This is a genomic window from Telluria antibiotica (assembly GCF_011682055.1).
Classification (GTDB): domain Bacteria; phylum Pseudomonadota; class Gammaproteobacteria; order Burkholderiales; family Burkholderiaceae_D; genus Telluria; species Telluria antibiotica.
The window spans coordinates 409,639-430,413 of the sequence record NZ_JAAQOM010000003.1; the positions used below are offsets into that span (position 1 = coordinate 409,639).

A 20,775-nucleotide genomic window follows, 5' to 3' on the forward strand; every position below is an offset into this window, starting at 1 on the left:
AGGTCAGAAGCCGTAGCTGAGCGATGCCAGCAGGCGGTTGCCCTGCTTGACGCCGAAGCGGTTGTCGCCGCCGATCAGGCCTTGCAGGCCCCACGTGAAGCCGCTGGCGCCGATTGGCTGCGTGAAGCCGACGGTTAGATGACGCCATCCGGCCGATGCCGGCGCGCCGCCCGCGAAGCAGCCGTTGACGATGAAGCTCGTGCCGGCGGCGCAGCGGGCGCCCGTCAGCGTGTCGACCGTGCCCAGGTAGCGGCCTTCCTTGTGGTACGTATAGAAGCCGAGCGTGGCGGACAGGGTGATGTCGTACGCGATCGGCTGGCTCGCGCCGACGGTCCAGTAGGTGTCGCCCTTGTTGCCCCAGACGACGTCCTTGAGCAGCGTCTGCGCCGTCACGCTGAATACGCCGTAGCTGGCGCCCAGCTTGGTCTCGAACGCGTCGGAGTCGCCGCCGTTGACGTAGTAGTAGCCGGTCAGGCCAACGGTGTAGCCGAGATTTCCCGCCTTGCCGTTGTAGCCGCCGTAGAAGTCGTTCTCGATCGACTTATTGTCCTGGAAGCTTGCGACGGCGCGGTTCGAATACGATTCGGCCAGGCGCTTGTACGAGTAATTGATCTGCGAGGCCCAGTAGCCCAGGTAGACGCCGGACGGGTGGGTCCAGTCCACGCCCCACTGCAGCGCGGGCTTGTCCGATTCGGGCGCATCGGCGCCGGCGTTGCCCAGGCCCGGCAGGCCCGGTCCGTAGGTCGAGGTGACGCCGCGCAGGACGTACTTGTTGACCAGGTCGATGTGGCCCGTGAATGCGGGCGCGGGTGCGTCGTCGGCGCGGGCGGCACCGGTCAGCAGCAGCGTGGCGATGGCGAGGATGATCTTCTTGTCGTGCATGTGGGGCTCCTTGTTTTGGATGATGGTCTGGTTCAGGGGGCTGCAGTGAAGATGGCGATGCGCTGGCCGGCCGCGACGGGCTTGCCTTCCGAGACGAGCCATTCGTCCAGCACGCCGTCGGCGCTGGCCACGACGGGAATTTCCATCTTCATCGATTCGAAGATGGCCAGCGTGTCGCCTTCGCGCACGGGGACGCCGGGCGGCACGACGATCTGCCAGACGCTGCCCGGCACCACGGCCGACAGATACTGGCTGCCGGCGGGCAGGTCGGCCGGTTCGCCGGCATCAAGGCTGGCTTCCTCGCTCGCCCACTCGGCCTGGCCGCTCGTGCGCCAGCGTTCGCGCTCGGCTTCGAACGCGGCCTGCTGGCGTGTCTTGAACGCGGTGATGGTGTCCGCTTCGCGTGCCAGGAAGGCGTTGTAGTCGGCCAGCGAGAACGTCGTCTCTTCGATGCGCACGTCGAAGCGGCCGAGCGGGAAGTCGCGCCGGTGGTCGAGCAACTGTTCTTCCGTCACCTCATGAAAGCGGATCTGGTCGAAGAAGCGCAGCAGCCACGGTTTGCCGTCGCGGAAGCTGGCCGTCTGGCGGTAGCGGTTCCACATCTGCACCGTGCGGCCGACGAACTGGTAGCCGCCCGGGCCTTCCATGCCGTACACGCACAGGTAGGCACCGCCGATGCCGACCGCGTTTTCCGGCGTCCACGTGCGCGCCGGGTTGTACTTCGTCGTGACGAGGCGGTGGCGCGGGTCGACCGGCGTCGCGACGGGCGCGCCCAGGTAGACGTCGCCCAGGCCCAGCACCATGTAGCTGGCCTTGAACACCACGTCGTACACCTCGTTGATGGAATCCAGGCCGTTGATGCGGCGGATGAATTCGATGTTGCTGGGGCACCAGGGCGCGTTCGGGCGCACGGTCGTCTCGTACTTCTGGATCGCGAGGCGGGTCTGCGTATCGTTCCACGCGAGCGGCAGGTGCACGATGCGCGACGGGACCACCATGTCCTCGACCGGACCCTGTGCCGCGAGCAGCGCGCCGATCGCAGCCAGCAGCCGGGCGGCCGGGAGCCGGCGGTGGTCGAAGTGCACTTGCAGCGAGCGGATGCCGGGAGTGAGGTCGATGACGCCGTCCAGCTTCGCATCCTCCAGCGCGCACATCAGCGCGTGTACGCGGAAGCGCAGGTTGATGTCCAGGGCCAGCTCGCCGAATTCCACCAGCAGATAATCGTCGCCGGCGCGGCGGAACACGACGCGGGTGCCGTCCGGCAGTGCCGCTTCGCCCGCGATGGCCGGCTGTGCCAGGCCCTCCGTCGATGCCGGCGGCGACCACACGGGGGCCGCATCCGGTCGTTCGAACACGGCTTCCAGCGCCGCGCGCAAGCTTGCCGCCTGGTCGACGGACACGCGGTGGAAGCGCACGGTGTCGCCCGGCTTCAGCTGACCCATCTTCCACAAATCGCTCGACACGATCACGGCGGGGCACACGAAGCCGCCGAGGCTCGGGCCGTCCGGGCCGAGGATCACGGGCATGTCGCCGGTGAAGTCGATCGAGCCGATGGCATACGCGTTGTCGTGGATGTTCGACGGATGCAGGCCCGCTTCGCCGCCGTCCGTGCGCGCCCAGCGCGGCTTGGGTCCGACGAGGCGCACGCCGGTGCGGCTGGAATTGAAGTGCACCTGCCAGTCCGTGCCGAAGAACACGGCGATGTCATCTTCGGTGAAGAAGTCCGGCGCGCCGTGCGGGCCGTAGTGCACCGCGATGTCCCAGTGATGCGCATACGCGGGAATGGCGGCGGTAGCGAGTTCGCGCGGCCGCGCCGGCGCCGGCGCCGGTTTCAGCTTGAGCATGTCGCCGGCGCGCACGGCGCGGCCGCCGTGGCCGCCGAACTGGCCCAGGGTGAACGTCGCGCGGCTGCCGAGATACGCCGGCACGTCGACGCCGCCGGCGAACGCGAGATACGCGCGCACGCCGGCGCCGCGCACGCCGGCGAAGCGCAGCGTTTCTCCGGCGGCCATGGCGTGCACGCTCCAGTTGGCGAGTTCGCGCTTCCCGTCCGCGCCGGCCACGCTGGCCCCGAGGTCGGCGCCGGCCAGCGCGATCGTGCACGCGCAGTTGAAGCGCAGGGTGGCGCCCTGCAGCGTCATTTCCAGCGTGGGCGCGGCGGCGTCGTTGCCGAGCAGGTGGTTCGCCACACGGTGCGCGTACGCGTCCATCGGGCCGGACGGCGGGATGCCGACGGCCCACAGGCCCAGGCGGCCCGGGTAGTCCTGCACCGTCGTCTGGATGCCGCCGTCCAGCACCTCCACGGTCAGTGGCGTGAAGTCCATCGCGGCCAGCATCTGCGTGATCTGGCGGCCGGCGACGAAATCGTCGTAGCGCAGGATGCGCGCGAGGTAGGCGAGATTCGTTTCGATGCCGTCGATGCGCGACGTCTCCAGCGCGCGCGACAGCCGTTCCACCGATGCGGCGCGGCTGTCCGTCTTGACGATCAGTTTGGCCAGCAGCGGGTCGTAGAAGGGGCTCACGGTGACGCCGCGCTCGACCCACGTGTCGACGCGCAGGCCAGGCTCGAATTCCACGGCCGTCAGTACGCCGGAGCAGGGCTGGAAATTGCGTGCCGGGTCTTCCGCATACACGCGCAGCTGCATCGCGTGGCCATGCGGTACCAGCGACGCCTGCGCCGGCAGCGTCAGTTCGCCGGCGGCGGCGCGGATCATCCATTCGACGAGGTCGACGCCGAACACTTCTTCCGTCACGCCGTGCTCGACCTGCAGCCGCGTGTTCACTTCGAGGAAGTAGAACGCGCCCGTGTCGGCGTCCAGCACGTATTCGACGGTGCCGGCCGACAGGTAGTCGATGGCCGCACCCAGGCGCACTGCGGTGGCGGCCAGCGCGTGGCGCGTCGCTTCCGACAAGCCCGGTGCTGGCGTCTCTTCGATCACCTTCTGGTTACGGCGCTGGACGGAGCAATCGCGCTCGCCCAGTGACACGACGTTGCCGCGGCCGTCGCCGAAGATCTGCACTTCGACGTGGCGCGCGCGCTGGACGAATTTTTCAAGATAGATGCCGCTGTTCTTGAAGTTGTTCTCGGACAGGTGGCGCACGGACGCGTAAGCGCCGGCCAGCTCGTCGTCGTCGCGGCACAGGCGCATGCCGATGCCGCCGCCGCCCGCCGTACTTTTCAACATCACGGGATAGCCGATGCGGCGTGCTTCGGTGAGCGCTTCCTCGACGCCGTCCAGCAGGCCGGTGCCCGGCAGCAGCGGCACGTCGGCCTGCTGCGCCAGTTCACGCGCCGTGTGTTTCAGGCCGAAGTCGCGCATCTGTTTCGGCGTCGGGCCGATGAAGGCGATGCCGGCCGCGGCGCACGCTTCGGCGAAGCCGGCGTTCTCGCTCATGAAGCCGTAGCCCGGGTGGATCGCCTGGGTGCCGGTCCGGCGTGCCGCGTCCAGCACGCGCTCGGCCGACAGATAGCTCTCGGCCGCCGCCGCCGGGCCCACGCACACGGCTTCGTCGGCCAGGCGCACGTGCAGCGACTCGACGTCGGCTTCGGAATACACGGCCACGGTCTTGATGCCGAGGCGGCGCGCGGTACGGATCACGCGGCAGGCGATTTCGCCGCGGTTGGCGATCAGGATCTTGTCGAACATGGCGGTCCTTCAGGCGGCGTCCCAGGTCACGAAGCGGACCGGGGTAGGGTTGTAGGCATTGCACGGGTTGTTCAGCTGCGGGCAGTTCGAGACCAGCACCAGCAGGTCCATCTCGGCGCGCAGCTCGACGTATTTGCCAGGCGCGGACAGGCCGTCCTCGAACGACAGGCCGCCTGCTTCCGTCACCGGCACGTTCATGAAGAAGTTCACGTTCGGGACCAGGTCGCGCTTGCCCATGCCGTTGTCCGCACGGGCCAGCGCGAGCAGGTAGTTGTCGCGGCAGCTGTGCATGAATTTCTTCTGCAGCGCATAGCGCACCGTGTTGCTCTCGGCCGCGCAGGCGCCGCCCAGCGTGTCGTGGCGGCCGCAGGTGTCGGCCACGATGGACAACATCGGGCGGCCGCGGTTCGAATACAGCACCGAGCCGGTCGACAGGTAGATGCCGCCCTGGCGCTGCAGGGTGTCGGTGACGCTGTAGCTTTCGGCCGTGTCGGCCGCGTTGTAGAAGATGGTGTCCACGGCCTGGTTGCCTTCCAGGTCGACGATGCGCAGCGTCTGGCCGCGTTTGACCTCGTGCAGCCAGGGTTCGCCGGCCGGCAGGTCGTGGATCGCCAGGGCGGCGGCGGGATCGAGCGTGCTCTCGCGCAGGGTTTGCATGACGGTCTCCTCAGCGGTAAATCATTTCGGTATTGGTGTAGCCGCGCCCGTTCTCGGGGCACGACAGGCGGCATGGGTCGTCCGCGCCGGCCGGGCCGGAATCCCATGCCACGATGGCGACCTTGCCGGGCGCGTAGTCCGGGCGCGGGTCGAGCGGGTGCGGTGCGGTCGACACGAGCACCAGCGTGTCCATCTCGAAGCGCAGTTCGACGAAGTCGCCGGGTTGCGCATGGTTCTCGGCGAAGCGGAAGCGCCCGTCCGTGTCGACGGCCACTTTCGAAAACAGGTTCACGTTGGGTATGAGGTCGCGCAGGCCCAGGCCCCATTTGCCCATCTCGACGAGCAGGCTATCCTTGCCGTTGCGGTGCATGGCGTTGCGATGTTCCTGGTAGCGCTTGACGCCGTAGCGGCGCGCGATGCTGTCCGCATCCGACACGCCGCACAGCGGGTCGTGCCAGCCGACGGTGTCGCGCGGGATGGATGCCAGGATGCGGCCCATGTCCGAGTACAGCACGTGGCCTGCCGTCAGGTGCGCCGTGTGCTGGGCCTTCAGCGTGTCGGGCAGGTTGAGGCGCTCCATGCGCTCGTCGGCGCGGTACAGCAGCACGGATGCGTTGGCGCCGGCTTCCACCGCGATGAAGCGCAGCGTGGTGCCGCGCCGTACGCGGTACGACCAGTGCGCGCCGCCGGGGAAGCGTTCGGTCCACAGCACGCGTGCCGGGTCCAGGTCGGGTGCGAGTTCCGTGGTTTGTTCGGTGAGCTGCATAGGGTCTCCGTCAGTCTTGTGCGGTGCGGGTGAGTTTGTCGAGCTGTTCCAGGTCTGTCTTCACGCCGGAGGTCTCGCGGATGCGGTTCAGGATCTGCCGCTTCAGGTGCGAGAATTCGGGCGACGATTTGAGGTCCTGGTGGCGCTTTTCGCCGAACGGCACGTCGACGATCGAATCGATGCGCCCCGGGCGCGGCGCCATGACGACGACGCGCTCGCCCAGGTAGATCGCTTCCTCCACGTCGTGCGTGACGAACACGATGGTGGTTCTCTCGAGGTGGTGCACGTGGCGGATCAGGTCGTGCATCACTTCGCGCGTCTGCGCGTCCAGCGCACCGAACGGTTCGTCCATCAGCAGGACGTCCGGGCGCGCCATCAGCGCCCGCGCGATCGCCACGCGCTGTTGCATGCCGCCCGACAGCTCGGCCGGATACGCGTGCGCCACGTGCGAGAGTCCCATCAGGCCGATGAGGGCGTCGGCGCGGCCGCTGGCGATTTCGACCTCGCTCGACGTGGCGGCAGCGTGGTGCGCGAGGCGGCGGCAGAAGCGGATGTTGCCGGTCACCGTCAGCCACGGGTACAGGCTGTAGCTCTGGAAGACCATCGCGCGGTCGGGGCCGGGGCCGTCGACGTCGCTGCCGTTGCAGACGATGCGGCCTGCGACGTATTCCTCCAGGCCGCAGATCGTGCGCAGCAAGGTGGACTTGCCGCAGCCGGACGCGCCGACCAGGGTCACGAATTCGCCGGCGGCGATGTCGAGGTCGACGTGCTGCAGCGCGAGCGTACGCCGCGCGCCGCTGCCATAGTGTTTCGTCAGGCCGCGTACGGCAATCTTGGGTGTCATGGTCAGCCTCTCAGGTGATGCCAGGGGAAGCAGCGTTTGTGCAGCCAGCGGAAGGCCTGGTCCGTGAACAGGCCCACAAGGCCGATCAGCAGGATGCCGGCGAAGATCTTGTCGGTCTGCAGGAAGCGCTGCGCCTTGAGGATCGCGTAGCCCAGGCCGGAGTTCGCGGCCACCAGTTCGGCCACGACCAGGTAGGTCCAGGCCAGGCACATCGCGCCGCGGAGGGTCGTCAGGATGGCGGGACGCGCGGCCGGGATCAGCACGTACTTGATGATCTCGTCGTTGGTCGCGCCCATCGTGCGCGCCGCGTCGATCGGGGCGTCCGGCACGCGCGCCACGTCGGCGGCGACGAGCAACAGCATCTGGAAGAACACGCCGACCCAGATCACCGCGACCTTCGCGCTTTCGTCGATACCGACCCACAGCATGATCAGCGGGATGAACGCGACGGCGGGCAGGTAGCGGGTGAATTCGGTGAGCGGTTCGAGGAACGCGCGCACCGGTGCATAGGTCCCGACCAGCACGCCCAGCGGCACCGCCACGAGCGTCGCCACGCAGAAGCCGCCCAATACGCGGCCGATGCTCACGACGATGTCGCCCAGCAGGTCACCGTCACGGTACCAGTCGCCCAGCTGGGCCAGCACCTGCCACGGCGGCGGCAGGAACACGGGATCGGCCCAGCCCTCGAGCGAGACGAGTATCCACGCGGCCAGCGGCAGCACGAAGCCGGCGACGGCCAGCGCGAGCGCGCTGCGGCGGCGCAGTTCGCCGCGCACGTCCCATGGCGAGCGGCGGTTGCGCGTCACCGCCGGGCCGGCCGCGCGGTCAATAGGAGACATGTCGTCGCGCATGGGCTTATCTCTTCAGCGCGTCGGAAAGCAGCGAAGCGTCGATGCCGGCGGCGTAGTCGACGGGACCGGCGATCAGCTTGTTCGTGGCCAGGAACTGGTGGATGACGGGGCCCGCCGCGACGAGCGATTGCGGCTTGCCGGCATCGAGCGCGGCCTCGTTGTCGGCGCGGTCGAAGAAGCGGGTCCCCGGCAGGAAGACCTTGTACTCGGCCGGCTTGATGCCGACGACCTTGGCCATGATCTGTACCGCTTCGTCCGGGTGGTCGTGGATGAAGGCCTGGGTATCGAACCACGCCTGGATCATGCCGACGAGGTCCCGGCGCTTGGTCTTGTCGCGCAACGCCTTGCCGTGGGCGACGAGCAGGTCGGGCACGAGGCCCGGCATGTCGCGCGATGTGAACAGTGCGTGGCCCTTGCCGCTCGTCTGGATCTTGTTGACCCACGGGTTCCACACGACGGCGGCGTCCACGCGGCCGGCCATGAACGCGGCGGCGGCGTCGCCGGCGGATAGGTTGACGACCTTGACGTCGTTGACGCTCATGCCGTTCTTCGCGAGCGCGGTGGCCAGCACGAAGTGCGAGATGCTGAACTGCTCCAGCGCCACCGTGCGGCCCTTCAGGTCGGCGAACGACTTGATCTTGGGACCAACCATCAACGCGTCGTTGCCGGCCGAGTTGTCGTTGACCAGCACGGCCTTGACGTCGACCTTCTTCGCCAGCGGGGTCATGGTGTCCGACCAGGTCTGTGCATTGGCATCCAGCTGGCCTGCCGACAGCGCGGCGACGGAATCCGTGTAATTGCCGAACCAGACCAGCTTGACGTTGGCGTTGTGGCGCTTGAAGAAGCCCTTCTGGTCCGCGACGTACCAGGCTACCCAGCCCGGCCAGTCGGACAGGCCGACCTTGACTTCCGCGTGCGCGGGCCGCACGGCCGACAGCGCCGCGCACAGGGCGATGGCCGTTGCGATGGAACTGCGAAGAATGCGATGGTGCTGGAAGAAACGCATGATGGAGCTCCCGAAGTGGATAAAAACGAGAGGCAAGCGATTGCGGCGCAATCGTCCTCCCGGGCTTTTATCCCTCCGTGTAGCTCCTTGCCGCGGCGCGGCGGGGAACCGGCAGCTCTCGGACCAGCACCGCAGGACGCGGTCGGAACCCTAGCCACCTTTTAGAGATGTGCGCGATGCCAACACCGGCCCACCTCTCGTTGCAGGTTCGATCTGCAAGAAGGATGCCAGTCGGTTTCGTACGGGTTTCTCGATGGGCAGGCAGCGGGCGCACATTCGCGAGGCGCCCCGGCGGTGCGCGCGCGCGCCAAGCTGGTGCGTTTATCGCGCAGGCGGTGCACGCTGGCCGCGGGTGGGTAGGTGGTGGGCGGGCGGGCACCGACCTTGCATGGGACACGACACGAACACGCCGCGGAGAAACGATGCCCACCTTTGCCAGCACCAACCGCCGCCGCCTTGCCTGGCTTGCCCGGGTGCTCCTGCATCTGCTGGCGGCGCGGCCGGCGCACCGCTATCCGCGGATTGCGAGACCGGGATCGAAGGACGGGCTCTGACCCGTGTGAGATGGCGCATCAATCGCGCGGCAGCGGCTTGCCCTTGGCGATCACTTCGTGGCAATCGCCCTTGATGGTGGCGTTGTCGTAGTCCGTCCAGCCGTAGCTGTCGACGTAGCGCTTGTGCTGCTTGAACGCGGCGTTCACGAAGCTCCAGTCCAGGTGCTCGTCCGGGTAGCGCACGTCGCCCAGGTCGAGGATGGTGTGAAACATGTTTTCCGTCGCCAGCTTCGCCTTGCGGTGGCGGCGCAGTTGCGCGACCTTGTCCGGGAAGCGCGCCGCGTACGTGTCCGAGTACCACGCGAACGCGGGGACGTGGAATTCGTATTGCGTGTTGTGGCCGTGGAAGGCGAGGCGGCAGCTGTTGTCGTACAGCGTCTGGCCGTGGTCGGCCACGTACAGCATCGCGGCCGGCGCATCTGCCTCCTTCAGCGCCTTGACCACGTGATCGAGGAACCAGTCCGTGTACAGGATCGAGCTGTCGTAGCTGTTGTTCAGCTTGTCCTTGATCTTGATGTCCGTGTAGACGGGCTTGTCGATGCCGTACAGCGACGGCAGCCATTTGTCGAACTGCTTCGGATAGCGGTGGCTGTAGTTCCAGTGGCTGCCCAGCGTGTGCAGCACGATCAGCTTCTTCGGCGCCGGGTCGGCGACGGCATGCTTCAGCGGGCCGAACAGGATTTCGTCGTAATTCGAATTGTCCGTGAAGCCGCCCAGGTTCAGGAAGTCGACGACGTCCGCTTCCTTCGCGAACACGGATACGGGTGTGTCGAACTTGCCGAACGAGATCTGGTTCGACAGCCAGAACGTTTTATAGCCCGCCTCCTTGAACGCGGTCAGGAACGATTTTTCCGAGAACCCGTCCTTGAGGCTTTGCGTGGCCGGCTTGCGCGAGATGATGACGGGCACCGACAGGCGCGTGGCCGACACGGACGTGATCACGTCGCGCAGCGGGACGACGTTCGGCTCCTGCGACAACAGCGGATTCGTGTCGCGGTCGTAGCCGTTGAGGCTCCAGCGGTCGTAGCGCGACGATTCGCCGATCACCATCACGACGATCTGCGGGTCATTGTTCGGCTCGGCCAGGTGCGCGTGGAAGCGGAAGCTGGCGCTGTGGCGGTTGAGGTCGGCCAGGTAGACCCGCTCCTTGTAGAAATCGACGCCGCGCGCGGCCAGGCCGAATGGCCACGAGTGAGCGAACGTGTCGAGGTCGAACGGCAGCTTCATCCAGTGCGCCAGCGGCGGCAGCGACGCGGGACGGGGTACGCTGGACGGGCGGGGCGGCGCCGTCTCTTCGCTGGCGGCATCAAGGCTGTCCGACGCGGACGCCTTCACGAGCCGGACACCGGCCGATGCCGGCGCGCCATGGCTCGCCAGCGGCGGCGGGGCGACGCCGTACTTCAGGCCGTAGCCGAACACGGCGGCCACGAGTGCCAGCACGACGAGCACGACGGGACGCGAGACGTCCGCCCAGTCGAGGTCGCGCGTGCGCCAGGCCGCGATCCAGCTCGTGACGAACCACACGACCATGCCGATGAACACGCCAACCAGCAGCCAGACCTTGTTGCCGAGGAATTCCATCGCTTCGGCCGGGCTCGTCTCCGCGATGATGCCGAGGTGGTGCGTCGAGATGCCCTGGCCGTAGAAAGCGTACAGGTACAGCTCGACGGGCAGCGCCAGGAAGGCGGGCAGCAGCAGCCAGTGGAAATAGGCAGGGCGCTTGAACACGGCCCACACGCCCAGCCAGGCGAGCAGCTCCAGGCCGGCGATCTGGGCGGGACGCGCGAGCGGCAGGCCGAACAGGGGCGCCACGTACGGCACGCAGGACAACAGCAGATAAGTGAGCGCGACGTACAGGTTGCGCGGGCGTAGCAAATATGACATCGGAACGAGCGTTGTGCGGCAGTGCGTAGGCGAAGTCGGCTATTATCCGATTTTTGCCACTGGTAACGCTACCGTTCTTCCAAACTTACGCAAAGTTAGCCATAGTTAACTTTGCCGTCGGATTCCCGCTTCCCTGGGGCCGGTTTCGCCCTGCGCGCGCAGGGCCAGAGCCTTCCCCTCCACGGGCTGAAGCGGTCGAACTAGCCGCCATGTTTCTTAGATTGATCGCTGCGTTAACGTCGCGGTCGTTTAACGCCCCGCAGCCTGGACAGGTCCAGTTCCGCGCGCCGAGGCCGAGCGATTCCAGCCGGTGTCCGCAGCCTGAGCACAGCTTGCTACTCGGGAACCATCGGTCGACCAGTACGACTTGTCCGCCTCGCCAGGTCGACTTGTACTCGAGTTGGCGGCGAAATTCGTAAAATCCCATGTCGGAGATGGCCCGAGCCAGGTGCCGATTACCCAGCATGCCCTTGCCGTTGAGGTTCTCAATACCGATCGTGTGAAAGCGGCGCGTGATACTGCTGCTGAGCTGGTGCAGGCTGTCGCGACGGATGTTGGCGATGCGCGCGTGCAGCTTCGCCGGTTTCAGCTTCGCCTCGGCGCGGTTGTGCGATCCTTTGACTTTACGGTACAAGGCACGCGACAGTCGCCGCAACCGGGGCAGTAGCGTGCGCAATGCCATCGGGCCCTGAATCGTTTCGCCGGTCGACAGAGTGGCCAGCACCGTAATGCCCAGATCCACCCCGACCGCGCCTTGATTATCGGCTGGCGGCACTGGCGAATCGGTGGTATCGACCGTGATGCTGGCATACCAGTGGTCGGCAATGCATGCGATCGAAGCCGACACGACCTTGCCCGCGAAGCGCAACACCTCACGCATGCGGACCCATCCCGGCTTCGGAATGCGGATGCGCCGCCCCTCGACCCGGAACTGATCATTTGTCAGGGTAAAGCGGTCGTCCCGTCCTTTCCTGCGAAACCTTGGATAACGGGATCGCCCGGCAAAGAAATTCTCGAAGGCCCGCCCCAGCTGCATGATTCGGGTCAGCCGGATGCGGTGTGCTACGAACATTGAATATCCCTGGCGGTCATACTGGTCGGGAGATCAAAGGTTTGACAGTGCTGAGCGGAATGAACTTTTTCCTATTGCCCTAAGAGCGCGCAGCGTTAGCTTAGTTCCGCGCTAACCGTTCTCTCCTGCACAACGGATGAAATCCGGCGTACACTGCTGTGTCGTTATCACGACATCTACTGCGTGTTTACGCAATCTCCCGCCGCTGTCGAGGTGCATGGTCAGCAAGTTTGTTGACCCGGCCCTGCTTCAGGTTTATACTCGCGAGTTCTCGAATTATTCTGCACATGGTTTACGCATAACAGCCGCTCCCGCTGGTGAGTGGCTGTCGTCGCCTGTACGGACCCTGTCGGGACAAGGTTTCAGCCCCCGGGAAGCAAGAGCCCCGGGTCATCAACTAGTAGTCATTTTGTTGGATTTTTGAACGATGCCAACCATCAATCAACTGATTCGCAAGCCGCGTGAAGCCGCGGTTGTGAAGAGCAAGTCGCCGGCACTGGAAAACTGCCCGCAAAAGCGCGGTGTTTGCACCCGTGTCTACACGACGACCCCGAAGAAGCCGAACTCGGCACTGCGTAAAGTCGCCAAAGTTCGCCTGACCAACGGTTTCGAAGTCATTTCGTACATCGGCGGTGAAGGCCACAACCTGCAGGAACACTCGGTCGTGCTGATCCGCGGCGGCCGTGTGAAGGACTTGCCGGGTGTGCGTTACCACATGGTCCGCGGTGCACTGGATACCCAGGGCGTGAAAGACCGTAAGCAGGCCCGTTCGAAATACGGTGCCAAGCGTGCCAAGGCTGCCAAGAAGTAATCTTCTTGCAATCTGGGTAAATTAATATTGAGTTAGTTGAGGCGGCCGGAAGGCCGAGTAAGTGAAGGGCTTTGATGGCCTTTCGCGAGTGCGCAAGCACTCAACTGAAGACAGGAAGGAATTGAAATGCCACGTCGTCGTGAAGTACCTAAGCGCGAAATTCTGCCGGATCCGAAATTCGGCAACATCGATCTCGCCAAATTCGTCAACGTCCTGATGTTGTCCGGCAAGAAGTCGGTCGCAGAAAACATCATCTACGGTGCCTTCGACTACATCCAGTCGAAATCGGGCAAGGACCCGCTGGAAGTGTTCGCAACCGCGATCAACAACTGCAAGCCGATGGTCGAGGTGAAATCCCGCCGCGTCGGTGGCGCCAACTACCAGGTGCCGGTTGAAGTGCGTCCGGTCCGCCGTATGGCCCTGTCTATGCGTTGGTTGCGCGAAGCCGCAAACAAGCGTAGCGAGAAATCCATGCAGCAGCGCCTGGGTGGCGAGCTGATGGAAGCAGCAGAAGGCCGCGGCGGCGCGATGAAGCGTCGTGACGAGGTGCACCGTATGGCTGAAGCGAACAAGGCGTTCTCGCACTTCCGCTTCTAAGCAAATGGCCAATCTCTTCGGGGCAGAACGCCCCGGGTGGTGCGGCCATGCAGTATCCGTTGTTCAGGCCGAGCTCATTTTGATCACCAGAATGCTGCTCGGTTTTGTCCATTCAAAAGTTAGGAAAATTTATGGCACGCACTACCCCTATTGAGCGCTACCGTAACATCGGTATCTCCGCTCACATCGACGCCGGTAAGACGACGACCACCGAGCGCATCCTGTTCTACACCGGTGTGAACCACAAGATCGGTGAAGTGCACGACGGTGCAGCAACCATGGACTGGATGGAGCAGGAGCAAGAGCGCGGCATCACCATTACCTCGGCAGCGACGACCTGCTTCTGGAAGGGTATGGCCAACAACTTCGAGCCGCACCGCTTCAACATCATCGATACCCCGGGCCACGTCGACTTCACCATCGAGGTGGAGCGTTCGATGCGCGTCCTGGACGGCGCCTGCATGGTCTACTGTGCAGTCGGTGGCGTGCAGCCGCAGTCGGAAACCGTGTGGCGTCAGGCTAACAAGTACAAAGTCCCGCGTCTGGCGTTCGTCAACAAGATGGACCGTACCGGTGCGAACTTCTTCAAGGTGTACGAGCAGATGCGCGCCCGCCTGAAGGCCAACCCGATCCCGCTGCAGATCCCGATCGGCGCCGAAGACAACTTCAAAGGCGTGGTCGACCTGGTCAAGATGCAGGCGATCTACTGGGACGACGCGTCGCAGGGCATGAAGTTCGACTACCGCGAGATCCCGGCCGAACTGGTCGATCAAGCCAACGAATGGCGCGAGAAACTGGTCGAGACCGCTGCTGAAGCGTCGGAAGACCTGATGAACAAGTACCTCGAAGAGGGCGAGCTGACCGAAGCCGAGATCAAGCAGGCACTGCGCCAGCGCACCATCGCTTCGGAAATCGTTCCGATGATGTGCGGCACCGCCTTCAAGAACAAGGGCGTGCAGGCCATGCTGGACGCGGTCATCGAGTACCTGCCGTCGCCGGTCGACATTCCGCCGGTCAGCGGTACCGACGAGGACGACCAGCCGGTCACCCGTACCGCATCGGACGACGAGAAATTTGCCGCGCTGGCATTCAAGATCATGACCGACCCGTTCGTCGGCCAGCTGATCTTCTTCCGCGTGTACTCGGGCGTCATCAAGTCGGGCGACACCGTGTTCAACCCGATCAAGAGCAAGAAGGAACGCGTCGGCCGTATTCTGCAGATGCACGCGAACCAGCGCGAAGAGATCAAGGAAGTCCGTGCAGGCGACATCGCCGCTGCCGTGGGCCTGAAAGAAGCGACCACCGGTGAAACGCTGTGCGACCCGGCTGCCCCGATCATCCTGGAAAAGATGGTGTTCCCGGAGCCGGTGATCCAGCAGGCCGTCGAGCCGAAGACCAAGGCCGACCAGGAAAAGATGGGCCTGGCACTGAACCGTCTGGCTCAGGAAGACCCGTCGTTCCGCGTGCGCACCGACGAAGAATCGGGCCAGACCATCATCGGTGGTATGGGCGAGCTGCACCTGGAGATCATCGTCGACCGCATGAAGCGTGAATTCGGCGTGGAAGCGACCGTCGGCAAGCCGCAGGTGGCATACCGCGAAACGATCCGCAAGTCGGTCAGCGACGTCGAAGGCAAGTTCGTCAAGCAGTCGGGCGGCCGCGGCCAGTACGGCCACGCCGTGCTGACGGTCGAACCGCAGGAACCGGGCAAAGGCTTCGAGTTCATCGACGCGATCAAGGGTGGTGTGATTCCGCGTGAATTCATCCCGGCGGTCGAAAAAGGTGTGCGCGAGACGCTGTCGAGCGGCGTGATGGCCGGCTACCCGGTGGTCGACGTGAAAGTCACGCTGACCTTCGGTTCGTACCACGACGTGGACTCGAACGAAAACGCGTTCCGCATGGCCGGTTCGATGGCATTCAAGGAAGGCTGCCGTAAAGCCAATCCGGTCATCCTCGAGCCGATGATGGCCGTGGAAGTGGAAACGCCGGAAGACTACGCCGGTACCGTGATGGGCGACCTGTCGTCCCGCCGCGGTATGGTGCAGGGCATGGACGAGATCCCGGGCGGCGGCGGCAAGATCATCAAGGCCGAAGTCCCGCTGTCGGAAATGTTCGGTTACTCGACCGTGCTGCGTTCGGCAACCCAGGGTCGTGCGACCTACACGATGGAATTCAAGCACTATGCTGAAGCACCGAAGCATGTGATGGACGCCATCGTGACGGCTAAAGCCAAGTAATTAACAACAGGCCGGGTGGTATCCCGTCCGGCCTGAACAAAAACTAGATATTGTTCTTTTAAAGGAAGATCAAAATGGCAAAAGGTAAATTCGAACGGACCAAGCCGCACGTGAACGTCGGCACCATCGGTCACGTTGACCACGGCAAAACCACCCTGACGGCTGCAATCGCAACCGTTCTGTCGAAGAAGTTTGGCGGCGAAGCCAAGGCCTACGACCAGATCGACGCGGCTCCGGAAGAAAAAGCGCGCGGCATCACGATCAACACCGCACACGTCGAGTACGAGACGGCCAACCGCCACTACGCACACGTCGACTGCCCGGGCCACGCCGACTACATCAAGAACATGATCACCGGTGCTGCCCAGATGGACGGCGCGATCCTGGTGTGCTCGGCCGCTGACGGCCCGATGCCGCAGACGCGCGAACACATCCTGCTGGCTCGCCAGGTGGGTGTTCCGTACATCATCGTGTTCCTGAACAAGTGCGACCTGGTCGACGACGCAGAACTGCTGGAACTGGTCGAAATGGAAGTGCGCGAGCTCCTGTCGAAGTACGAGTTCCCGGGCGACGACCTGCCGATCATCAAGGGTTCGGCTCGTATGGCACTGGAAGGTGCAGCCGGCGAAATGGGCGAAGACTGCATCATCCGTCTGGCCGAAGCACTGGACACCTACATCCCGACGCCGGAACGTGCCGTTGACGGCGCCTTCCTGATGCCGGTGGAAGACGTGTTCTCGATCTCGGGCCGCGGTACCGTGGTGACCGGTCGTGTCGAGCGCGGCATCATCAAGGTCGGCGAAGAGATCGAAATCGTCGGCATCACCGACACCGTCAAGACGACCTGCACCGGCGTGGAAATGTTCCGCAAGCTGCTGGATCAAGGTCAGGCTGGCGACAACGTCGGCCTGCTGCTGCGCGGCACCAAGCGTGAAGACGTCCAGCGTGGTCAGGTTCTGGCCAAGCCGGGTTCGATCAAGCCGCACACCGACTTCACGGGCGAAGTGTACGTCCTGTCGAAGGACGAAGGCGGTCGTCACACCCCGTTCTTCAACAACTACCGTCCGCAGTTCTACTTCCGTACGACGGACGTGACCGGTTCGATCGTTCTGCCGGCCGATAAAGAGATGGTCATGCCGGGCGACAACGTGTCGATCACCGTCAAGCTGATCGCTCCGATCGCGATGGAAGAAGGTCTGCGCTTCGCAATCCGCGAAGGCGGCCGTACCGTCGGCGCCGGCGTGGTTGCCAAGATCCTGGCCTAATAGCGATATCGTAGGGTGGGCACCCCGTGCCCACGCGTAACGCCAACATATCGGAAGCGTTCGCGTGGGCTCGGGGAGCCCACCCTACCAGTAGCAACAATCAGACAGAAGGGACGGAGCGAAAGTTCTGTCCCTTCTGTCTGTGCAGCTGAGGGTGAAAGGGTGTTATACTGCCGTCCCCTCGCAGTTAGTCTCACCTTGTACACGCAGTACCTGACTTTTGATTGCCGGCCCCGTGCCGGTTCGTTCTTTTTTAAGGAAATAGCATGTCCGCTCCGAATCAGAAAATCCGTATCCGCCTGAAAGCGTTCGACTACAAGCTGATCGACCAGTCCGCCCTGGAAATCGTCGACACCGCCAAGCGCACCGGCGCAGTCGTCAAGGGCCCGGTTCCGCTGCCGACCCGCATCCAGCGCTTCGACGTGCTGCGTTCCCCGCACGTCAACAAGACCTCGCGCGACCAGTTCGAAATCCGTACGCACCAGCGTCTGATGGACATCGTGGACCCGACCGACAAGACCGTCGACGCGCTGATGAAGCTGGACCTGCCGGCTGGCGTCGACGTCGAAATCAAGCTGCAGTAATCGTTTCAAGCGTCCTGGCGGCCCTGCCGCCGGCGCATGCAAAACGGCCCATCCACTTCGCGGTAGATGGGCCGTTTGCTTTTGGCGTGGCTCGCAGTGGCTCGTTATGCGGCCTTCAGCGCCAGTGCCTCCGCCAGCCTGTGATGCCGCTCCAGCACGACGGGCAGGTCGACCGTCCGCAACACGCCATCCTTCACGACGACCTTGCCGTTGATGACGCTGTGATTCACGTTGGCCGGCGTGCAGAACACCAGCGCCGCCACCGGATCGTGCAGCGCCCCGGCGAACCCGACGCCATCCAGCTTGAACATCACAATGTCGGCCGACATGCCCGGCGCGATGCTGCCGATGTCGTCGCGATTCAACACCTTCGCGCCGCCGAGGGTGGCCAGTTCCAGTGCCTGGCGCGCCGTCATCGCATCCGGGCCGAAGCCCACGCGCTGCAGCAGCATCGCCTGGCGCACCTCGCCCAACATGTGCGCGCCGTCGTTCGACGCGCTGCCGTCCACGCCCAGGCCCACGGGCACGCCCGCATCGACCATCTTGCGCACGGGCGCGATGCCGGACGCGAGCCGCATGTTCGAGCACGGGCAGTGCGCGACACCCGTGCCCGTGCGCGCGAACAGGTGGATGCCAGCGTCGTCCAGCTGCACGCAGTGCGCGTGCCACACGTCGTGGCCGACCCACCCGCAGTCTTCCGCGTATTCGGCCGGCGTCATGTTGAACTTCTCGCGGCTGTACGCGATGTCGCTGGCGTTCTCCGCGAGGTGCGTGTGCAGCGACACGCCGTGGCTGCGCGCCAGCAGCGCCGCCTCCTTCATCAGGTCGCGCGACACGGAGAACGGCGAGCACGGGGCGACGACGATTCTCTGCATCGCGTGGCGAGACGCATCGTGATAGGTCTCGATGAGGCGCTGCGCATCCTTCAGGATCGCGGCTTCGGCCTCGACGACGCTGTCCGGCGGCAGGCCGCCCTGCGAGCGGCCCACGCTCATCGCGCCGCGCGCCGCGTGGAAGCGCATGCCGATCGTATGCGCGGCCTCGATGCTGTCGTCCAGGCGGCAATCGTTCGGGTAGATGTACAGGTGGTCGCTGCTCGTCGTGCAGCCGGACAGGATCAGTTCCGCCATCGCAGTCAACGTGGACACGTGGATCATCTCGCCCGTCAGGTTCGCCCACACGGGATACAAATTCGTCAGCCAGTTGAATAGTTCGCCGTCCTGCGCGGCGGGGATGACGCGCGTGAGGCTCTGGTACATGTGGTGATGCGTGTTGACGAGGCCGGGGATGACGACGTGGCCCGAGGCGTCGATCACCTCGTCGGCGGCTTGCGGCAGGTCGTCCGTCGGGCCGACCTGCTCGATCACGTTGTCGCGCACGAAGACGGCGCCGCCGGCGAATTCGCGGCGCGCATTGTCCATCGTCACGAGGACGCGCGCGTTCTTGATCAGGAGAGTTTTGCTCATAGGTTTTCCACTTTTTGGTTTTCAACACTGCGGAAACAATGCGCGGGCACTGCGGAAACAATGTCGGAAGTTGCTGCCCGAAGGCAGCTCAAATTCCCGTCACACCGCCTCCAGGTCTTTCACCAGCAGCGGTTGCGGGACGTCTTCCTCGTCGTCGTGGATTTCCACGGGACGGTTCGGCAGCACGAGGTTCAGCAGCACGGCCATGATGGCGCCCGTGCTGATGCCGGAGCCGAAGATCTCGTTGACGAATGCAGGCAGCTTCGCCAGCAGTTCCGGCCGCACGCTGACGGCGAGGCCGCAGCCGATCGACACGGCGATGATGAGGCCCGTGCGCTTGTCGTGCTCGACCTTGCCCAGCATCTGCACACCGGCCGTGAGGATCATCGCGAACATCATCAGGCCCGCGCCACCGAGGACGGGCTGCGGAATCGTGACGACGACGGCGCCCAGCACCGGGAACAGGCCGGCCAGCACCAGCATCAAGCCCGTCAGCGCGACGACGTGGCGGCTGGCGACACCGGTCAGCGAGATGACACCGACGTTCTGCGCGAACGTCGACATCGGCGGCGCGCCGAGCGTGGAGGCGAACGCGGAACCGACGCCGTCGCACAGTACGCCGCGCTTGAGCAAGGTGCCGCGCATCTTCGTTTCCGTCGCGGCACCCAGCGCCATGAAGGTGCCCGTCGTCTCGACCATCGTCACGACATAGGCGAGGCCCATCGCGAGGATGCCGCTGGGCGGGAAGCTCATGCCGAAGTGCAGCGGCTGCGGCAGCGCGAACACGGCGGCCCGGTGGACGCTCGAGAAGTCGACGAGGCCCAGGCCGAGGCAGATGGCGTAGCCGATCGCGATGCCGATCACGATGGCCGACGCGGAGATGATGCCCTTGCCGAACTGGACGAGCGCCACGACGATGGCCAGCACGAACAGCGCGATACCGAGGTTCGTGGGCGCTCCGTAGTCGGCCGCGCCCTTGCCGCCGGCCGCCCAGTCGACGGCGACGGGAACGAGCGACAGGCCGATCATCGTGACGACGACGGCCGTCACCTGGTGCGGGAACAGCTTGCGGATCTGCGGCATGAAGAAGCTGCCGACGATCATGACGACGGAGCCCGCCAGCGACGACCCGAGGATACCGGGTACGCCATGCTCGAAGCCGATGCTGATCGCGGCGCCGACGAAGGCGAAGCTGGTGCCCATCACGCAGGGCAGGCGGATGCCGATCGGCCCGACGCCCTTGCACTGGATGACCGTGACGATGCCCGAGCCCAGCAGCGCCGCATTGACGAGCGCGACGATCTGGTCCGCCGGGAGCTTGAGGATGGCGCCCACGACGAGCGGCACCGCGATGATGCCGCCCAGCGCGGCCAGCATGTGCTGGGCGGCGAGCAGCGTCGTGGTGATGAGGGGCGGCCTGTCGTCGACCTTGTACAGCAGGTTGTTCATATGTGTCTCCGTCGAATGTGATCCTGAGTACTTCGAGGTGAACCGGGCAGTGGAGAACAGTCGACCACGGCAGGCAATCCGGGGTACGGATGCAACCGAAGGGCGGCAAGGCCGGGATGCGGCCGGAACGCGCTGACGTCTCCACTCAGCTTGGGGCCGCTCTGCGGCGGCTTTTCATGAATTCATGATGCCGTCGTGTGAAA

The 20,775-nt window shown here is 64.9% G+C and carries 17 protein-coding genes and 1 riboswitch; of the genes, 6 read left to right on the top strand and 11 right to left on the bottom strand.

Going from position 1 to position 20,775, the window contains the following annotated elements; all coding sequences use genetic code 11:
- Positions 1-3: 3 nt before the first annotated feature.
- The 7 genes from HAV22_RS07075 to HAV22_RS07105 are packed head-to-tail and all read right to left on the bottom strand — an operon-like array spanning position 4 to position 8,653.
- Positions 4-882: a TorF family putative porin gene (locus tag HAV22_RS07075; RefSeq protein ID WP_166857953.1), complete on the bottom strand. Its 879-nt coding sequence runs from the start codon at positions 880-882 to the stop codon at positions 4-6.
- A 32-nt stretch (positions 883-914) separates the two neighbouring features.
- Positions 915-4,529 (bottom strand): urea carboxylase, encoded by a 3,615-nt coding sequence (gene uca, locus HAV22_RS07080; protein ID WP_166857955.1) that lies wholly within the window; start codon positions 4,527-4,529, stop codon positions 915-917.
- A 9-nt stretch (positions 4,530-4,538) separates the two neighbouring features.
- A complete protein-coding gene (locus HAV22_RS07085) occupies positions 4,539-5,186 on the bottom strand; it encodes an urea amidolyase associated protein UAAP2 (RefSeq protein WP_166857957.1) in 648 nt (215 codons plus the stop codon).
- A 10-nt stretch (positions 5,187-5,196) separates the two neighbouring features.
- The gene (locus HAV22_RS07090; RefSeq protein ID WP_166857959.1) at positions 5,197-5,952 is read right to left on the bottom strand and encodes an urea amidolyase associated protein UAAP1; all 756 of its coding nucleotides are present in this window, start codon (positions 5,950-5,952) and stop codon (positions 5,197-5,199) included.
- A gap of 10 nt (positions 5,953-5,962) precedes the next feature.
- Positions 5,963-6,796 (bottom strand): ABC transporter ATP-binding protein, encoded by an 834-nt coding sequence (locus HAV22_RS07095; RefSeq protein ID WP_166857961.1) that lies wholly within the window; start codon positions 6,794-6,796, stop codon positions 5,963-5,965.
- A 2-nt stretch (positions 6,797-6,798) separates the two neighbouring features.
- On the bottom strand, positions 6,799-7,647 hold the full coding sequence (locus HAV22_RS07100; protein WP_166857963.1) for an ABC transporter permease: 849 nt from the start codon (positions 7,645-7,647) through the stop codon (positions 6,799-6,801).
- A gap of 4 nt (positions 7,648-7,651) precedes the next feature.
- Positions 7,652-8,653, bottom strand: a complete 1,002-nt coding sequence (locus HAV22_RS07105; RefSeq protein WP_166857965.1) for an ABC transporter substrate-binding protein — start codon at positions 8,651-8,653, stop codon at positions 7,652-7,654.
- Between the two features lie 54 nt (positions 8,654-8,707).
- A riboswitch (guanidine-I (ykkC/yxkD leader) is annotated at positions 8,708-8,818 on the bottom strand.
- 257 nt (positions 8,819-9,075) lie between these two features.
- On the opposite strand from HAV22_RS07105, the gene HAV22_RS31490 reads away from it, so the two are divergent.
- Positions 9,076-9,207, top strand: a complete 132-nt coding sequence (locus HAV22_RS31490; protein WP_267874756.1) for a hypothetical protein — start codon at positions 9,076-9,078, stop codon at positions 9,205-9,207.
- Between the two features lie 18 nt (positions 9,208-9,225).
- Here HAV22_RS31490 and HAV22_RS07110 read toward each other — a convergent pair whose 3' ends face one another.
- Together HAV22_RS07110 and HAV22_RS07115 are read right to left on the bottom strand one after the other, a co-directional pair.
- Positions 9,226-11,091: a phosphoethanolamine transferase gene (locus HAV22_RS07110; RefSeq protein WP_166857967.1), complete on the bottom strand. Its 1,866-nt coding sequence runs from the start codon at positions 11,089-11,091 to the stop codon at positions 9,226-9,228.
- 85 nt (positions 11,092-11,176) lie between these two features.
- Positions 11,177-12,163 carry an RNA-guided endonuclease InsQ/TnpB family protein gene (locus tag HAV22_RS07115; protein WP_229421117.1) on the bottom strand — a complete coding sequence of 329 codons (987 nt, stop codon included), beginning with the start codon at positions 12,161-12,163 and terminating at the stop codon, positions 11,177-11,179.
- A 427-nt stretch (positions 12,164-12,590) separates the two neighbouring features.
- On the opposite strand from HAV22_RS07115, the gene rpsL reads away from it, so the two are divergent.
- The 5 genes from rpsL to rpsJ all read left to right on the top strand — a co-directional run bounded on the left by rpsL (position 12,591) and on the right by rpsJ (position 17,657).
- Positions 12,591-12,974 carry a 30S ribosomal protein S12 gene (rpsL, locus tag HAV22_RS07120; protein ID WP_036240557.1) on the top strand — a complete coding sequence of 128 codons (384 nt, stop codon included), beginning with the start codon at positions 12,591-12,593 and terminating at the stop codon, positions 12,972-12,974.
- A 126-nt stretch (positions 12,975-13,100) separates the two neighbouring features.
- A complete protein-coding gene (gene rpsG / locus HAV22_RS07125) occupies positions 13,101-13,571 on the top strand; it encodes a 30S ribosomal protein S7 (protein WP_166857969.1) in 471 nt (156 codons plus the stop codon).
- Positions 13,572-13,702: 131 nt separating this feature from the next.
- The gene (gene fusA / locus HAV22_RS07130) at positions 13,703-15,808 is read left to right on the top strand and encodes an elongation factor G (protein ID WP_166857971.1); all 2,106 of its coding nucleotides are present in this window, start codon (positions 13,703-13,705) and stop codon (positions 15,806-15,808) included.
- Between the two features lie 74 nt (positions 15,809-15,882).
- Positions 15,883-17,073, top strand: coding sequence for an elongation factor Tu (gene tuf / locus HAV22_RS07135; protein ID WP_166857832.1), 1,191 nt, complete (start codon positions 15,883-15,885; stop codon positions 17,071-17,073).
- Between the two features lie 266 nt (positions 17,074-17,339).
- Positions 17,340-17,657, top strand: a complete 318-nt coding sequence (rpsJ, locus tag HAV22_RS07140) for a 30S ribosomal protein S10 (RefSeq protein WP_005663509.1) — start codon at positions 17,340-17,342, stop codon at positions 17,655-17,657.
- Positions 17,658-17,761: 104 nt separating this feature from the next.
- On the opposite strand, the gene HAV22_RS07145 is transcribed toward rpsJ, so the two are convergent.
- Both HAV22_RS07145 and HAV22_RS07150 read right to left on the bottom strand, forming a co-directional pair.
- Positions 17,762-19,123: an 8-oxoguanine deaminase gene (locus tag HAV22_RS07145; RefSeq protein ID WP_166857973.1), complete on the bottom strand. Its 1,362-nt coding sequence runs from the start codon at positions 19,121-19,123 to the stop codon at positions 17,762-17,764.
- Between the two features lie 99 nt (positions 19,124-19,222).
- On the bottom strand, positions 19,223-20,572 hold the full coding sequence (locus HAV22_RS07150) for a nucleobase:cation symporter-2 family protein (RefSeq protein ID WP_166857975.1): 1,350 nt from the start codon (positions 20,570-20,572) through the stop codon (positions 19,223-19,225).
- Between the last annotated feature and the right edge of the window lie 203 nt (positions 20,573-20,775).

Bases quoted from the DNA above. Each gene is read 5' to 3' on its own strand.
- HAV22_RS07115 (WP_229421117.1), bottom strand. From the start codon at position 12,163: ATGTTCGTAGCACACCGCATCCGGCTGACCCGAATCATGCAGCTGGGG.
- HAV22_RS07110 (WP_166857967.1), bottom strand. From the start codon at position 11,091: ATGTCATATTTGCTACGCCCGCGCAACCTGTACGTCGCGCTCACTTAT.
- HAV22_RS07145 (WP_166857973.1), bottom strand. From the start codon at position 19,123: ATGAGCAAAACTCTCCTGATCAAGAACGCGCGCGTCCTCGTGACGATG.
- HAV22_RS07090 (WP_166857959.1), bottom strand. From the start codon at position 5,952: ATGCAGCTCACCGAACAAACCACGGAACTCGCACCCGACCTGGACCCG.
- HAV22_RS07100 (WP_166857963.1), bottom strand. From the start codon at position 7,647: ATGCGCGACGACATGTCTCCTATTGACCGCGCGGCCGGCCCGGCGGTG.
- fusA (WP_166857971.1), top strand. From the start codon at position 13,703: ATGGCACGCACTACCCCTATTGAGCGCTACCGTAACATCGGTATCTCC.
- HAV22_RS07095 (WP_166857961.1), bottom strand. From the start codon at position 6,796: ATGACACCCAAGATTGCCGTACGCGGCCTGACGAAACACTATGGCAGC.
- rpsG (WP_166857969.1), top strand. From the start codon at position 13,101: ATGCCACGTCGTCGTGAAGTACCTAAGCGCGAAATTCTGCCGGATCCG.
- HAV22_RS07150 (WP_166857975.1), bottom strand. From the start codon at position 20,572: ATGAACAACCTGCTGTACAAGGTCGACGACAGGCCGCCCCTCATCACC.
- HAV22_RS07085 (WP_166857957.1), bottom strand. From the start codon at position 5,186: ATGCAAACCCTGCGCGAGAGCACGCTCGATCCCGCCGCCGCCCTGGCG.
- rpsJ (WP_005663509.1), top strand. From the start codon at position 17,340: ATGTCCGCTCCGAATCAGAAAATCCGTATCCGCCTGAAAGCGTTCGAC.
- HAV22_RS31490 (WP_267874756.1), top strand. From the start codon at position 9,076: ATGCCCACCTTTGCCAGCACCAACCGCCGCCGCCTTGCCTGGCTTGCC.
- rpsL (WP_036240557.1), top strand. From the start codon at position 12,591: ATGCCAACCATCAATCAACTGATTCGCAAGCCGCGTGAAGCCGCGGTT.
- uca (WP_166857955.1), bottom strand. From the start codon at position 4,529: ATGTTCGACAAGATCCTGATCGCCAACCGCGGCGAAATCGCCTGCCGC.
- HAV22_RS07105 (WP_166857965.1), bottom strand. From the start codon at position 8,653: ATGCGTTTCTTCCAGCACCATCGCATTCTTCGCAGTTCCATCGCAACG.
- tuf (WP_166857832.1), top strand. From the start codon at position 15,883: ATGGCAAAAGGTAAATTCGAACGGACCAAGCCGCACGTGAACGTCGGC.
- HAV22_RS07075 (WP_166857953.1), bottom strand. From the start codon at position 882: ATGCACGACAAGAAGATCATCCTCGCCATCGCCACGCTGCTGCTGACC.